The sequence below is a fragment of the Nocardioides sambongensis genome (genome assembly GCF_006494815.1).
GTDB lineage: Bacteria > Actinomycetota > Actinomycetes > Propionibacteriales > Nocardioidaceae > Nocardioides > Nocardioides sambongensis.
This window is the reverse complement of record NZ_CP041091.1, coordinates 3,225,798-3,239,852: the sequence shown is the minus strand read 5'-3', so window position 1 is coordinate 3,239,852 and position 14,055 is coordinate 3,225,798. Positions and strand designations below refer to the sequence as shown.

The following is a 14,055-nucleotide window of genomic DNA, read 5'->3' as shown; positions in this document are numbered from 1 at the left end:
GGAGATCCGCGATGACCACCGTCCACGTCCTCAACGGACCCAACCTCAACCTGCTCGGCCGGCGCGAGCCGGCCGTCTACGGCCGGCACACCCTCGCCGACGTCGAGCAGCGGTGCCGGACCGTCGGGGCCGAGCTCGGACTCGAGGTCGACTTCCGGCAGAGCAACCACGAGGGCGAGCTGGTCACCTGGCTTCAGGAGTGCGGTGCCGCCGTCGCCGCCGGCCGCAGCGTCGGCGCGGTGCTCAACGCCGGCGCCTACACCCACACCTCGCTGGCGCTGCGCGACGCGGTGGCCGGCGCCGAGGTGCCGATGGTCGAGGTGCACCTGACCAACGTGCACGCCCGCGAGGAGGTCCGGCACCACTCGTTCCTCTCCCCGGTGGCGCGGGGCGTGATCGTGGGGCTCGGGGTGCCCGGCTACGAGCTGGCGATCCGGGCGCTGGCCGGCCTCGCCGCCGAGGCGGGTGCCTGATGCGTCACTCGATCGCGACCGTCTGCCTCTCGGGCAGCCTGGAGGAGAAGATGGACGCCGCCGCGGAGGCGGGGTTCGACGGGGTCGAGATCTTCGAGCCGGACCTGGTGGTCAGCGAGCTCAGCCCCGAGGAGATCCGCGCCCGCGCGGACCGGCTCGGGCTCACCCTCGACCTCTACCAGCCGTTCCGCGACTTCGAGGGGGTCGAGGAGTCGGTGCTCGTCGACAACCTGCGTCGAGCCGAGGAGCGGTTCCGGGTGATGAACCGGCTCGGCATGGACACCATGCTGGTCTGCAGCAACGTGGCGACCGCGACCGTGGACTCCGACGAGGTCTCCGCGGCACAGCTGCGCCGGCTCGGCGAGCTGGCGGCGTCGTACGGCGTGCGGGTGGCGTTCGAGGCGCTCGCCTGGGGCACGTTCGTCTCCGACTACCGGCGCGCCTGGCGGATCGTCGAGCTCGCCGACCATCCCGCCGTCGGCACCTGCCTGGACAGCTTCCACATCCTCTCCCGCGGCCACGACCCCTCGGCGATCGAGCAGATCCCCGGCGAGAAGATCTTCTTCGTCCAGCTGGCCGACGCGCCGCGGCTCTCCATGGACGTGCTGAGCTGGAGCCGGCACCACCGGCTCTTCCCCGGCGAGGGCTCGTTCGACCTGGTCGGCTTCGTCGGCCACCTGGTCCGCGCCGGCTACACCGGACCGCTGTCGCTGGAGGTGTTCAACGACGTCTTCCGGCAGACCGACACCCTCCGCACCGCCCGGCACGCCCGGCGCTCGCTGACCTGGTTGGAGGACCAGGCGGCCCGGGAGCGGGGTGACGTGTCGCAGCTGACCGCGATCGCGGAGGTGCAGCCGCCGGCCGGGATCGACTACGTCGAGGTCAAGGCCGAGGACACCAGCGCCGTGGAGACGCTGCTCGGGCAGCTGGGCCTGACCTTCCGCGGGCAGCACCGGACCAAGCCGGTGCGACTCTGGTCGGCCGGGGACGTGCGGATCGTGCTCAACGAGCAGCACGCCCGCGATCAGGCACCGTCCGTCGCCGGGATCGGGCTCCAGGTGGCGGATGCGGCGGCGTCGGCCACACGGGCCGCGGCGCTCGGGGTGCGGCCGGTGCCGCGTCGTACCCAGGAGGGGGAGCAGGTGCTCACCGGCTTCGCCGCTCCCAGCGGTCTGGAGGTCTTCGTCAACGACCACGACGCCGACGCGGAGCCGCGCTGGGTCGAGGAGTTCGAGCACGGCGGTGCTCCCGCAGCCGCCCCGTTCACCGGGGTCGACCACGTCAACCTGGTGCACACCTGGTCCGAGCACGACGAGGCGGTGCTGTTCTGGACCAGCCTGCTCGGTCTCCAGGCGCCGCCCCAGACCGAGGTGGCCAGCCCGCAGGGACTGGTCCGCAGCCAGGTGATGCGCAGCAGCGACGGCGCGATCCGGCTGCCGATGAACGTGGCGCCGGCGACGACCGCGACGTACCCCGAGCACATCGCCCTCTCCTGCACCGACATCGTGGCCGTCGCCTCGGCGGCGCGGGCCCGCGGCCTTCGCTTCCTCCGGATCCCGGACAACTACTACGACGACCTCCGGGCCCGGTTCGGGTTGGCCGAGGACCACATCGAGGAGCTGCGCTCCCACGACCTGCTCTACGACCGCGACGCCGGCGGGGAGTTCCTGCACTTCTACACCCCGCTGGTCGGACGGGTCTTCCTCGAGGTGGTGCAGCGCGACGACGGCTACGACGGCTACGGCGCCGCCAACGCCCCCGTGCGGCTGGCGGCGCAGCGACGTCACCAGTCGTAGCCGAGGACCACCTCGCGCCGAGAGGAGGCCGCATCGACGATGGCGAGGGTGGTGGCGAGCGTGCGCGTGGCGTCGGCCACCGTCACCAGCGGCGGTGCGCCGCCGAGGACGTCGCAGAAGTGATCCAGTTGCTGTGCCAGCGGGTCCACGTCGGCGAGCGCGAGTCGGGTGACCCGCATCGGCTCCCACCACGACGGGGTGCCGTCGTAGGAGCGGACGGTCATCGACGGGATCGACAGCGCGCCCGTCGTACCGGCCACCTCGTAGCAGTTCTCGTCGGCCTGGCGGGGATAGGCGGCGTTCTCCCCGGAGGTCAGCTCCCAACTGCGGCCTGAGGCCGCCGCGTCGGACAGCAGGAAGGAGCCGAGTGCTCCGGAGGCGAAGGTGAGGGTCATCGCGACCGTGTCCTCGACCTCGAACCCGCGGGTCGCGCTGGAGGAGGTCGCCTGCACGGCCGTGATGTCGCCGCACAGAGCGCGCAGGTCGTCGATCTCGTGGATCATGTTGATCAGGATCGGTCCGCCGCCCGTGCGCTTGCGCCAGGGCGCGACATCGAAGTAGTCGTCCGGCTTGCGGAAGGTCGCGCTGCCCTGCACCGCGACGATCCTCCCCAGTGCGCCGCTGTCGATCAGCTCGCGGGCCCGCGCGAGCGCGGCGCTGTGCCGGCGGTGATGTCCCACCAGGACGGGTACGCCGGACGCGCTCACGGCGTCGGCGAGAGCCCGCGCGTCATCGAGGGTGTCGGCCACCGGCTTCTCCACCAAGGCGGGTACGCCGGCCTCGACGAGCTTCAGCGCCGACGGCACGTGATCCCGGTTGGGCGTGGCGACGACGGCGCCGGCGAGCGAAGTCTCCCGCCGCTGCCATCGTGCGGCCACCAGGTCCGCCACGCCAGCGAAGTGCGGCACGCCCGCGGCCTCGGCGAGCTCCGCCGCAGCGGGGGACGGGTCGCAGATCGCGGCGAGGCGGCAACGGCCCGAGGCCTGCACGAGCGCGATGTGGCGACGACCGATGAGCCCGGCTCCGATCACAGCGATCCCCGGGATCCTGGACATCGGCGACACCTCCCACGGTCGAGCAATCGGCAGAGGTGAGCGTACGAATCCGACGCTCGGAGGGCCAGCCGGTTGCCAGGTGGTTGCTGACCCCGCGGCGCCTAGGCTGGACGGACCTGGACCCGATCGGAAGGTACGACGATGACGCTGCTGGACGCCGTCGACTGGCAGGGCAACGTGTTCAAGGCCGGCTCGTGGCAGCCCGGCAACGCGGGGGACTACCCGGTGATCGAGCCGGCGACCGGCGGCGAGCTGGGTCGGATGGGCCTGGCCGACTCCTCCGACGTCGCCGCGGCTGCCGCCGCCGCGACCGAGGCGCAGCGGGAGTGGGCGGCGCTGCCGCACCCGGCGCGGGCCGCGGTGCTCCGCCGCGCCGGCGACCTGTGGGCCGAGCACGCCGAGGAGATCTCGGGCTGGAACGTCCGCGAGGTCGGTGCCGTGCCCGGGATGGCCGGCTTCTCGCTGCACGTGGCGGCCGAGGAGTGCTACGAGGCGTCCGCGTTGCCGAGCCGGCCGATCGGCCAGGTGCTGCCGTCGGAGGAGCCGCGGCTCTCGATGGTGCAGCGGATGCCGGCCGGGGTGGTGGCGGTGATCGCCCCGTTCAACGTGCCGATCATCCTCGGCATCCGGTCGGTCGCGCCCGCGCTCGCCCTGGGCAACGCGGTGATCCTGAAGCCGGACCCGCGCACCGCGGTGACCGGGGGCGCGCTGATGGCGCGGATCTTCGAGGAGGCCGGGCTGCCGCCGGGGGTGCTGCAGATGCTGCCCGGGGGCGCGGAGGTCGGCGAGGCGCTGATCACCGACCCCGCGGTGCGGGTGGTCTCCTTCACCGGCTCCACCGGGGTCGGCCGGCGGATCGGCGAGCTCGCCGGGCGCCACCTGACCCGGGCGCACCTGGAGCTCGGCGGCAACTCCGCGCTGCTGGTGCTCGACGACGCCGACGTGGAGGCCGCGGTCAACCTGGCCGCCTGGGGCTCCTACTTCCACCAGGGCCAGATCTGCATGACCACCGGCCGGCACCTGGTCGCCGATGCCGTCTACGACGACTTCGTCGAGGCGCTGGCCGCCAAGGCGGCCGGGCTGCCGGTCGGCGACCCGGCCACCGCGGAGGTGGCCCTGGGTCCGGTCATCGACGCCGGACAGCGGGACAAGATCCACGGCCTGGTCACCGCCTCGACCGACGGCGGCGCGCGACTGGCCGCCGGTGGCCGTTACGACGAGCTGTTCTACAGCCCGACCGTGCTGGCCGACGTACCGCTGGAGGCGCCGGCGTTCGCCGAGGAGGTGTTCGGTCCGGTCGCCCCGGTGACCCGGGTCGGCTCGGCGGAGGAGGCCGCTCGGCTGGCCGCGTCGAGCGAGTACGGACTCTCCCTCGGCATCGTCACCAAGGACGTGATGCGGGGCCTGGCGGTCGCCGAGCAGATCCCCACCGGGATCGTGCACATCAACGACCAGACGGTGAACGACGAGGCGAACGCGCCGTTCGGCGGGGTGCGGGCGTCGGGCACCGGGTCGCGCTTCGGCGGTGCGGAGGCCAATGTCGAGGCGTTCACCGAGACCCGGTGGATCACCATGCGGGGCGAGCCGGCCCGCTACCCGTTCTGATCAGCGCTGACGAGCGCGGGCGGGGGAGGGTAGGAATGTCGCCATGAGCACCCCGGACGTTCTCCTGTTCGCCGATCGCAAGGTCGAGGGCGCCTACCCCGTCGCTGAGCCGTCGGGTGCGATCGTGGCGCGGATCCAGGTCCCGTGGACCGGTACGTCGTTCACGGCGACCACCGGCCAGGGGGAGCCGCTGTGCTCCGGCCGCCGACCCCACATGTTCTCCCAGCGGTGGCAGGCCTTCGACCACGCCGGTCGCCTGGTCGCCGAGCTCAAGCCGTCCTTCACCGGCATCCGCAAGACGGTCACGCTCGGCGACGGGCGGGTCCTCGAGCTCCACGGCAGGATGATGAGCAGGGACTGGCGGATGGACGGTCCCCGCGGGCCGGTCCTCTCCTCGGAGCCGACGTCCTCGCAGTGGTCGTTCTGGCCCGACGCGTGGCAGGTGCGCTGTCACGACGTCTCCCTCGATCTCGCCCAGACGGTCGGCATCGTCGCGCTCAACCGGATCATGGTGAAGGCCAACCGACAGTCCGCGGGGTCAGCGGGGTGACGTCACGGCGCTGCGGCGGCCTTGGGAGGATCGACGGGTGCCGTACTTCGAGCGACTCGACGAGCAGACCTGGGGTCCCACCGAGCATGTCGGTGGGGCGTGGAACACCGCGGAGCAGCACATCGCGCCGGCGCTCGGCCTGCTCGCGCACCTCGTCGAGCTCGACCAGGCGCAGCGCCGCGAGGAGCGGCTGCCGCTGGCCCGGATCTCCTACGACATCCTCGGCGTGGTCCCGGTCGAGCCGTGTACGACGCAGGTGCGGGTGCTGCGCCCCGGCCGGACCGTGGAGCTGGTCGAGGCTGCGCTGCGCCACGGCGGCCGCGACGTCGTACTGGCGCGCGCCTGGATGGTCGCCGAGGGTGAGACCGCGCAGCTCGCCGCCACCGACCTGCCGGCGCTGCCCGCGCCCGAGGAGCTGCCCGCGTGGCCGGCCCGGGACGTGTGGCCCGGCGGGTTCATCGCCTCGGTCCAGGTGCGCCGGGCCCAGGAGCACCCGGGGCGCGCGCGGTTCTGGGTCCGCACCGACGTCCCGCTGGTCGACGAGCAGCACAGCGCGGTCGCGGCGTTCCTCGGACTGGCCGACATCGCCAACGGGATGACCGTGCGCGCCGACCCGCGGGCCGTGCTGTTCCCGAACGTGGACCTCACCGCGCACCTCTTCCGCGAGCCGGAGCCGGGCTGGGTCGGCTTCGACACGACGGTCTCGTTCGGGCCGGGTGGGCACGGGCTGACCAGCAGCGTCCTGCACGACGTGCACGGGCCGGTCGGCACCGTGGCGCAGTCGCTTACGGTGCGACCCCTGGGCTGACCTCCAGGTCGCCGGCCTCGTGCTCGATGCGCTCCTCGGCGTCGCGGCTGCCCGTGGCCGGGATGGTCAGCGCGACCACGGCGGCGATCAGCGCCATCGCGCCACCGATGACGAGGCCGGTGCGGAAGCCGTTCTCCGAGGGCAGCGGGAAGCCGGCGAAGTCGGTGGTCATCTGGGACAGCACGACGCCGACGACCGCCGCGGAGACGGTGGTGCCGACCGACCGCATCAGGGTGTTGAAGCTGTTGGCCGAGGCGGTCTCCGAGAGCGGGACCGACCCCATGATCAGCGCGGGCATCGAGCCGTAGGCGAAGCCGACGCCGGCGGTGATCACGCACACCGACACCATCAGGCCCCAGGTGGAGCCCATCAGGACCAGCGCGGCGGCGTACCCGAGCGCCATCACGAAGGCGCCGAGGGCGAGGGTGATCCGGGGCCGCGCAGGTGCGAGATCCGGGCGCCGAGCGGGGAGACCAGCATCATCACGAAGCCGCCGGGCAACATCCACAGGCCCATCTCCACCATGCTCTGGCCCAGGCCGTAGCCGGTCTCGGCCGACAGCTGCAGCAGCTGCGGGATGATCAGCGACTGCGAGTACATCGCGAAGCCGATCACCAGCGAGGCGACGTTGGTCAGCAGCACCACCGGACGCGCGGTGACCCGCAGGTCGACCAGTGGGTCGGGGGTGCGCAGCTCGAAGGCGCCCCAGGCCAGCAGCACCACGACGGCGGCGACCAGGCAGCCGAGCGTGCGGCCGCTGTCCCAGCCCCAGTCGGCGCCCTTGGAGACGCCGAGGAGCAGGCAGACCAGACCGACGCCGAGGCCGATCGCCCCGATCGGGTCGAAGCGACCCTTCGCGGCGACCGGGGTGGCCGGGATCAGGAAGAAGATGAGCAGCGCGACCACGACGGCCAGGGCCGTGGCGCCCCAGAACAGCACCTGCCAGTCGGTGTGCTCGGCGACGGTCGCCGCCAGCGGCAGGCCCAGCGCGCCGCCGACGCCCATCGACGCGCTCATCAGCGCGATCGAGGTGCCCAGCCTCTCGGCGGGGATCAGGTCCCGCATCGCGCTGATGCCGAGCGGGATCAGCCCCATGCCGACCCCCTGCATCGCGCGGCCGACGACCATCGCGACGACGCCGCCGGCGGTGGCACAGAGCACCGAGCCCACGATCAGGATCGCCGCGCAGATCAGCATGATCCGACGCTTGCCGTAGAGGTCGCCGAGGCGCCCGCTGACCGGCGTGGCCACGGCGCCGGCGAGCAGGGTGGCGGTGACCACCCAGGAGGCGTTCGAGGCGCTGGTGTCCAGCAGCCGCGGCAGGTCGCCGAGGAGCGGCACGACCAGGGTCTGCATGATCGCCGCGGTGATGCCGGCGAAGGCGAGGACGGCCACGATCCGGCCGGGCTGGGCGGCGCCCGAGGTGGGCGCCGCGGGGGGCGGCGAGGGGAGCGTCTGAGTCACAAGATATGCACCATACACATGCTGTGTACGATGCACAAAAGTCGATTGGTACGCTCCGCCGCGTGAACGCGAGCGACCCAGGCCGCCCGGACCGCCTGGCCGGCATCGAGCTCGAATCGATGATCCTCGGACGGCACGTCACCCCCTCCGCCCACTCCGAGGGCTTCGGCCTCAACCTGGAGCGCAGCGCCTACACGCTGCTCACCCGGATCGACATCCAGGGACCGATGTCGATCGGGGAGCTGAGCGAGGCCTTCGGCCTGGACGCCTCCACCCTCAACCGGCAGACCGCCCGGATGGTGCGCCAGGGCCTGCTGCGCCGGATCCCCGACCCGGAGGGCGGCGTGGCGCGCAAGTTCGAGATGACCGAGGACGGTGCGGCGCAGATGCGCTCGGACCGGCGACGTCGTCGCGAGGGCCTCGACCGGGTGCTCGAGGAGTGGAGCGACGACGACGTGGCCACGCTGGCCGAGCTGCTCGGCCGTTTCAACGGCGCGATCGAGTCCCGCGACGGCCGGCCCTGGCCGCGCCGCTGAGCAGGGCTGAGCCGGCCCGGCCTCAGAGCAGGCGCTTCAGCCCGACGTGGCTGTTGCCGTAGCCGAGCCGGGCGTAGAAGGCATGAGCGCGCTCGCGGGCGTTGTCGGTGGTCAGCTGGGCCAGCGTGGCGCCACGGGCCCGACCGTGGTCGTGCGCCCACTCCAGCATCGCGGTGCCCAGTCCACCGCCCCGCTCGGAGGTCGCCACCCGGACGCCCTCGATCTGCAGCCGGGTGGTCCCTCCGCGCGACAGCCCGGGGATGATCGTCAGCTGCATGGTGCCGACGATCCGGTCGGTCTCGTCCCGCACCACGGCGAGGTAGTGCGCGTCGTCCCGGGTCACCGCGTCGAACGCCGCCTCGTAGTGGGCCAGCTCGGCACCTTCCCGGGTGCGCCCCAGGTCGTCGTCGACGAGCAGGTCCACCAGCGCCGGTACGTCGCCGCGCCGGGCCCGCTGCACCCGGTAGACCCGTGCGCCCTCCGGTCCGTCCAGCCGCAGCCGGCCGCCGACCGAGGCCCGGGCGTCGTCGCGCAGCCGGGCCACCAGGGTGTCCAGCCAGCCCCCGACGTGCCGTCGCGCCTCGGGGTGTCCGGGTAGCGGCAGCGCAGGTGGAGCCCCGAGTCGTCGAGCACGAACCAGAGCATCACCCCGTCGGTGAGGATGGTGGCGCCGACGTACTGGGCCTCGAGGCCGGTGGCGTCCACGCGGACCGGGAGGCGGCGCAGGTCGAGCCAGGAGATGGCGAACATGCCGGGCGCCTCGGGCATCCCGCCCCAGGGCGCGAGCACGTCCTCCAGCGGCCAGGACCCCAGCCGGACCGCCTCCTTCACCGCCGCGGCGCTGGCCCGGGGGTCGGGGTCGGTGGACTCCAGCACGGCGTTGGTGATGAACCAGCCGACCGAGTCGTGCCAGGTGGCGTCGTAGCGGCTGTGCACCGGGAAGACCGCCCGCAGCGGGGCGTCGGCGAGCTCACGGGTCACCGCGGTCATCGCGGCGACCACCAGGGTCAGGGTGGAGACACCGCGGTCGCGGGCCTCGGCGGAGAACGCCGCGCTGTCGTCGACGTCGAGCACGTCGCGCACCTCGACCCGCTCCCGCTGCGGGGCGTCGGTCGCGCCCAGCGGGAGCGGGAACCGCGGCATCACCTCGCCCGAGGCGGCCAGCACCTCCGCCCAGCGCCGGCGTACGTCGGCCGGGGCCTGCGGGCGGGCGGCCAGGGAGCGGGTGTGCTCGGCGAAGGCCGGCACCGCGGAGAGCAGCGGCGGTCGGCCCGCCCGGACCTGGCCGAGCGCGGCCAGCAGGTCCCGGGCCACCACCAGCATCGACCACATGTCCACGTGGGCGTGGTCGGCGGCGACCACCACGGTCGGGCCGTCCGCGGTCTGCAGCACGCAGAGGCGGTGCGAGGGCCGGTGGTCCGCCCCGGCGTATGGCCGGCAGCTCGCGTCCAGCACCTCGCGCAGCGCCTCGTTGACCGCCTGGCCGGGCGCGATCGGGTGCTCGGTCCAGGACCCCGGTCCGACCTCGATCTGGTGCAGCTCCGGGCTGCCGTCCGGGCCGGGGGTGAAGACGGTGCGCAGGGTGCCGTGCCGCGCCACCACCGCCAGCCAGGCGGCGGCCAGGTCGTCCGGGTCGACCGGGTCGGAGAGCCGGAACGAGAGCGCCATCCACGACCCCGGCCGGTCGCCCGCGCCGACATGACGTCGCTGGTCGAACGAGACCGGCAGCGCCCGCCCCAGGGAGCCGGCGGAGACGTCGTAGCCGAGCAGTCGGCCGAACGGAAGTCGCAGGTGCGCGACATTGGTCAGCCGCATGTCGCTACCCTAGGGCCACGCGCATCACCCCCCAGGAGCCGACGTGCCGACCTTCTCCGTTCCCGGGGCCGAGCTCGACGTGGAGCTGAGTGACGAAGGCGGGTGTCCCGTCGTCCAGCTCCACGGCCTCACCTCCAGCCGCTACCGCGACCGCCTGCTCGACCTCGACCTCGGTCGCGGCCTCAGCGGCACCCGCCTGCTCCGGTACGACGCCCGCGGGCACGGCCGGTCCACCGGCCGGGAGGTCCCCGAGGACTACCGCTGGCCGGTGCTCGCCGACGACCTGCTGCGCCTGCTGGACGCCTGGTTCCCCGGCGAGCGGGTGCACGGGGTCGGTCCGTCGATGGGCTGCGGCACCCTGCTGCACGCCGCGGTCCGCGAACCGGAGCGGTTCTGCGGGCTGACCCTGCTGGTGCCGCCGACCGCGTGGTCCACCCGGGCCGCGAAGGCCGCCGACTACGAGCGGGCCGCCGCGGTGGTCGAGGCGCAGGGGATGGCCGCCTTCGTCGAGGCCGGGCGCACCGTGCCGCGACCGCCGGCGACCGTGGAGGCGCCGGAGACCGTGCCCGATGTGACCGAGCGACTGCTGCCGTCGCTGCTGCGCGGCGCCGCGCTGACCGACCTGCCGCCGGTCGCGGAGGTCGCGCATGTCGACGTACCGGTGACGGTGCTGGCGTGGACCGAGGATCCCGCGCACCCGGTCTCCACCGCGGAGGCTCTGGTGGACACCTTGCCGCGCGCGCGGCTCGAGGTGGCCCGGACGCCGGCGGATGTGGCGCGGTGGCCGCAGGTGCTCTGCGAGGACGTGGCGGCACATCCGGTTGCGCGCACGGCGATCTAGGATTCGTCCATGTCGACGCAGGGACCGCCGTCCTGGCAGCCGAAACCGGCGAGCGGAGCGCTCGCGTGGGGTCTCGGGCTGGTCGCACTGATGTTCTGCTTGCCGATCGTCGCCCAACTGATCACCGGGGTCCTCATGGCCGTGGTCGGGCGAGCCCAGCGGGACAAGGGGCCGTTGGCGGCCGAGAACGGGCGCAACGCGGCCAACTGGGGCTGACCTACCTGGTGCTGACCTTGCTGCTCCTCGGTGCGCACTTCGGGCTGCTCTTCGGGCTGACCAGGGACGGTGGTCAGATCGAGGGGTTCTTCCCGTTCGGACTGATCGTCTGCACCTGGCTGGTCGTCACCCTGCTGCACCTGATCGTCAGTGTCGTGGGCCTGGTCCGGGCTTCCGGTGGCCGGGTGTTCCAGGTGCCGGCGATCCCGTTCCTCAAGGCGTGACCGCACGAATCTAGAATCTCCGAGTGCCCGCCGACCCGACCTCCGACGCCCGACCGCGCCGCCGGCCGGCGACCGGTGCGCTGGCCTGGGGATCGGGTCTCGCGATCTTCCTCTTCGTCCCGTTCTTCGCGCCGACGATCGCGCTCACCGCGATCGGGCTGCTGATGGCGGCGGTCGGTCGCCGTCAGCGGGACAAGAACGAGGTCGCCGCCGAGAACGGGCGCAACGCTGCGAACTGGGGGCTGACCCTGGTGGTCGTCAGTCTCGGGCTGGTGGCGATGTCGTACGGCGGCGGGCTGTTCCCGCTCGGCCTGATCCTCAGCCTGCTCGGCGGGGTGGCCGTCGCCCACATCGTGGTCTGCGTGATGGGGGTGCTGCGGGCGGGTGACCGGCGGGCCTTCCGCCCGCCGGCCATCCCGTTCTACAACTGAGGTGCCACCGAGGGCCTCAGGTCGCGGCGAAGGCGTCGATCGCCGCGTCGGCGAACGCCTCGAGGTCGTCCGGCTTGCGGCTGGTGACCAGCGTCCAGCCGTTCGCGGGCAGGTCTTCGCCTCCTGGTCCACCCAGGTGCCGCCGGCGTTGCGGATGTCGGTGCGCACGCTGGGCCAGCTGGTCAGAGTCTTGCCGCCGAGCACGTCGGCCTCCACCAGCGTCCACGGCCCGTGGCAGATCGCGGCCACCGGTTTGCCGGCCGCCACGATCGCGCGGACGAAGTCGACCGCGTCGGGCTCCAGTCTGAGCTGGTCGGGGTTGGTGGTGCCGCCGGGCAGCACCAGCGCGTCGAAGTCCGCGGCGTCGGCGTCCTCGAGGGCGAGGTCGACGTCGAAGGTGTCGGCCTTCTCGACGTCACCCCGGAAGGCCTGGACGGTGCCGGTCTCGGGAGCGATCAGGGTGCAGGTCGCGCCGGCCTCGGTGAGGGCCGCGCGCGGGTCGGTGAGCTCGGCCTGCTCCACGCCGGAGTTGGCGACGAGGAAGGCGATGCGCTTGTCGGTCAACAGTGTGTCCATGGTTCCTCCTCAGGGTCGGCGTGCGATGTCGTCGGCGCTCAGTGGTTGCGCAGCGCCTCGATCAGCTCGTCCTTGTTCATCTCCGAGCGTCCTTCGATGCCGATCTCGGCCGCACGGTCGTGGAGCTCGTCGACGGTCCAGTCCTCGTAGGACCCGGCCTCGCCGCCTCGCCGGCCGACGGTCTCCTTGCCCTCCGCCGCCGAGGCGTTCGCGATCCGGGCCGCCTTCTCCTTCGACGCGCCCTGGTCGCGGAGCTCCTCGTACTGCTCGGGGTTCTTGACGCTCGGACCGGGGTCCTTGCTGCCGGGCATGGTGGAACCTCCTCCGGGCGGCTCCGTGCCGCCCTTCTCCGTGTCTAGCGCGGTACCCGGTCGGGGACAAGCGATGCGGCACGGCTCACTCCGCGGTGCCCACCCGCTGCATCACCGGCGTGGCGAGGACGCCGTGGATCACCACCGACGCGGTGATGGTGAACGCCACCGTGGACCACATCCAGTCCGAGCCGAGGCTCGGCTCCTCGCCGATCGCGTAGGCCAGGTAGTAGACCGAGCCGATCCCGCGCACCCCGAAGAAGGCCACCGCCGCCTGCTGGCCCCGGCTCATCCGGCACCGGGAGCCGAGCAGCGCCACCGCACCGCAGACCGGGCGGACCACCAGGATCAGGCCGAGGCCGACCACCACGCTGCGCCAGTCGAGGTGCTCCAGCAGTCCGCGGCTCAGCGCCACGCCGAGGCAGAGCAGCAGGATCAGGGTGAGCAGGCGCTCGAGCCGCTCGGTGACCTCGTGCATCGCCGCGTGGTAGTCGTGGCTGCGCTCCGCCGAGCGGAACGTCATGGCACAGGCGAAGACCGCCAGGAAGCCGTAGCCGGAGGCCACCTCCGCCAGCCCGTACGCCGACAGCAGCGCCGCCAGCGCGGTGAGCGCCTCGCCGCGCTCGGCGACCCGCAGCGAACGGCTCCGCGCGTGGAACGCGCTGTGTGCGAGCAGTCGGCCCACCACGATCCCGACCACCACACCGATCAGCACCTTGCCGACGAGGTACCAGCTGATCCAGGTCCACCAGTCGAAGCCCGCAGAGCCGGTGCCGGCCAGCAGCACCGCGGCGTAGACGAACGGGAAGGCGAGGCCGTCGTTGAGGCCGGCCTCGCTGGTCAGCGTGAAGCGGAGCTCGTCCGGCTCGTCGACCTCGTGCCGGCCGGTGCGCGGCCCGGCCACTTGGACGTCGGAGGCGAGCACCGGGTCGGTCGGTGCCAGCGCCGCGGCCAGCAGCAGCGCCGAGGCGATGCCGAGACCGAGCCAGCTGCCGATCAGGGTCATCGCCGCGATGCACAGCGGCATCGCGATGCCGAGCATCCGCCAGGTGGGGCCCCAGGCGCGCCACGAGGCCCAGCGGCGCAGCTGCAGCGGACGGTCGAGCGCGAGGCCCACCCCCATCAGCGCCACGATCACGGCCAGCTCGGTGGTGTGCTCGATGACGGCGCGGTTGGCGGTGGGGTCCAGGCGCACGCCGTCGGGCAGCGGCGTCAGCCCCACCGCGAAGCCCACCGCGACCAGCACCATCGGTGCCGAGATCGCCCAGCGGTCGAGCAGCACCGGCAGCACGGTCGCCAGGAGCAGGCTGAGGCCGACCAGCAGATACGTCAGGTCGGCGGCGCCCATGGGTCA

Annotated in this window: 18 protein-coding genes and 1 pseudogene; 10 read left to right on the top strand and 9 right to left on the bottom strand. The window is 73.1% G+C overall.

Annotated elements, in window-relative coordinates; translation table 11 throughout:
• Nucleotides 1-11 precede the first annotated feature (11 nt).
• A complete protein-coding gene (gene aroQ / locus FIV43_RS15240) occupies nt 12-473 on the top strand; it encodes a type II 3-dehydroquinate dehydratase (RefSeq protein ID WP_141014820.1) in 462 nt (153 codons plus the stop codon).
• Nucleotides 473-2,269, top strand: coding sequence for a bifunctional sugar phosphate isomerase/epimerase/4-hydroxyphenylpyruvate dioxygenase family protein (locus tag FIV43_RS15235; protein WP_141014819.1), 1,797 nt, complete (start codon nt 473-475; stop codon nt 2,267-2,269). Before aroQ ends, FIV43_RS15235 begins: the two co-directional genes overlap by 1 nt.
• Here FIV43_RS15235 and FIV43_RS15230 read toward each other — a convergent pair.
• On the bottom strand, nt 2,257-3,324 hold the full coding sequence (locus tag FIV43_RS15230; protein WP_141014818.1) for a Gfo/Idh/MocA family protein: 1,068 nt from the start codon (nt 3,322-3,324) through the stop codon (nt 2,257-2,259). The genes FIV43_RS15235 and FIV43_RS15230 overlap by 13 nt on opposite strands.
• A gap of 141 nt (nt 3,325-3,465) precedes the next feature.
• Here FIV43_RS15230 and FIV43_RS15225 point away from each other — a divergent pair, with 141 nt between their 5' ends.
• The 3 genes from FIV43_RS15225 to FIV43_RS15215 are packed head-to-tail and all read left to right on the top strand — an operon-like array spanning nt 3,466 to nt 6,287.
• A complete protein-coding gene (locus FIV43_RS15225; protein WP_141014817.1) occupies nt 3,466-4,929 on the top strand; it encodes a benzaldehyde dehydrogenase in 1,464 nt (487 codons plus the stop codon).
• Nucleotides 4,930-4,972: 43 nt separating this feature from the next.
• Complete coding sequence (locus FIV43_RS15220) at nt 4,973-5,479, top strand: hypothetical protein (RefSeq protein WP_141014816.1); 507 nt, start codon at nt 4,973-4,975, stop codon at nt 5,477-5,479.
• Nucleotides 5,480-5,516: 37 nt separating this feature from the next.
• Nucleotides 5,517-6,287, top strand: coding sequence for a thioesterase family protein (locus FIV43_RS15215; protein ID WP_141014815.1), 771 nt, complete (start codon nt 5,517-5,519; stop codon nt 6,285-6,287).
• Here FIV43_RS15215 and FIV43_RS21585 read toward each other — a convergent pair.
• On the bottom strand, nt 6,265-6,690 hold the full coding sequence (locus FIV43_RS21585; protein WP_196780831.1) for an MFS transporter: 426 nt from the start codon (nt 6,688-6,690) through the stop codon (nt 6,265-6,267). The genes FIV43_RS15215 and FIV43_RS21585 overlap by 23 nt on opposite strands.
• Nucleotides 6,690-7,751 carry an MFS transporter gene (locus FIV43_RS21580; RefSeq protein ID WP_196780830.1) on the bottom strand — a complete coding sequence of 354 codons (1,062 nt, stop codon included), beginning with the start codon at nt 7,749-7,751 and terminating at the stop codon, nt 6,690-6,692. Before FIV43_RS21580 ends, FIV43_RS21585 begins: the two co-directional genes overlap by 1 nt.
• A 62-nt stretch (nt 7,752-7,813) precedes the next feature.
• Between FIV43_RS21580 and FIV43_RS15205 the strand changes: the two genes are divergently transcribed.
• On the top strand, nt 7,814-8,287 hold the full coding sequence (locus FIV43_RS15205; RefSeq protein ID WP_231123431.1) for a MarR family winged helix-turn-helix transcriptional regulator: 474 nt from the start codon (nt 7,814-7,816) through the stop codon (nt 8,285-8,287).
• Between the two features lie 22 nt (nt 8,288-8,309).
• Here the strand turns inward: FIV43_RS15205 and FIV43_RS21575 are convergent, their stop codons facing one another.
• Entirely contained in the window at nt 8,310-8,711 is a 402-nt protein-coding gene (locus tag FIV43_RS21575) for a GNAT family N-acetyltransferase (RefSeq protein ID WP_231123430.1), read from the bottom strand.
• Entirely contained in the window at nt 8,627-10,102 is a 1,476-nt protein-coding gene (locus FIV43_RS22655) for a condensation domain-containing protein (RefSeq protein WP_231123429.1), read from the bottom strand. Before FIV43_RS22655 ends, FIV43_RS21575 begins: the two co-directional genes overlap by 85 nt.
• Before the next feature lie 43 nt (nt 10,103-10,145).
• Between FIV43_RS22655 and FIV43_RS15195 the strand changes: the two genes are divergently transcribed.
• The 4 genes from FIV43_RS15195 to FIV43_RS15180 are packed head-to-tail and all read left to right on the top strand — an operon-like array spanning nt 10,146 to nt 11,814.
• Nucleotides 10,146-10,943: an alpha/beta fold hydrolase gene (locus tag FIV43_RS15195; protein ID WP_141014814.1), complete on the top strand. Its 798-nt coding sequence runs from the start codon at nt 10,146-10,148 to the stop codon at nt 10,941-10,943.
• 9 nt (nt 10,944-10,952) lie between these two features.
• Entirely contained in the window at nt 10,953-11,159 is a 207-nt protein-coding gene (locus tag FIV43_RS15190; RefSeq protein ID WP_141014813.1) for a hypothetical protein, read from the top strand.
• An 8-nt stretch (nt 11,160-11,167) separates the two neighbouring features.
• Complete coding sequence (locus FIV43_RS15185; protein ID WP_141014812.1) at nt 11,168-11,383, top strand: hypothetical protein; 216 nt, start codon at nt 11,168-11,170, stop codon at nt 11,381-11,383.
• Nucleotides 11,384-11,406: 23 nt separating this feature from the next.
• A complete protein-coding gene (locus FIV43_RS15180) occupies nt 11,407-11,814 on the top strand; it encodes a DUF4870 domain-containing protein (RefSeq protein ID WP_141014811.1) in 408 nt (135 codons plus the stop codon).
• A 16-nt stretch (nt 11,815-11,830) separates the two neighbouring features.
• Here FIV43_RS15180 and FIV43_RS22650 read toward each other — a convergent pair whose 3' ends face one another.
• The 4 genes and pseudogenes from FIV43_RS22650 to FIV43_RS15165 all read right to left on the bottom strand — a co-directional run bounded on the left by FIV43_RS22650 (nt 11,831) and on the right by FIV43_RS15165 (nt 14,049).
• A complete protein-coding gene (locus FIV43_RS22650; RefSeq protein ID WP_231123428.1) occupies nt 11,831-12,040 on the bottom strand; it encodes a hypothetical protein in 210 nt (69 codons plus the stop codon).
• Nucleotides 11,992-12,390: pseudogene (locus FIV43_RS15175) on the bottom strand (DJ-1/PfpI family protein); the annotation flags it as partial. The gene FIV43_RS22650 and the pseudogene FIV43_RS15175, both read right to left, overlap by 49 nt.
• Before the next feature lie 38 nt (nt 12,391-12,428).
• Nucleotides 12,429-12,701: a DUF7218 family protein gene (locus FIV43_RS15170; RefSeq protein WP_141014810.1), complete on the bottom strand. Its 273-nt coding sequence runs from the start codon at nt 12,699-12,701 to the stop codon at nt 12,429-12,431.
• An 85-nt stretch (nt 12,702-12,786) separates the two neighbouring features.
• Nucleotides 12,787-14,049, bottom strand: a complete 1,263-nt coding sequence (locus tag FIV43_RS15165; RefSeq protein WP_141014809.1) for a cation:proton antiporter domain-containing protein — start codon at nt 14,047-14,049, stop codon at nt 12,787-12,789.
• Between the last annotated feature and the right edge of the window lie 6 nt (nt 14,050-14,055).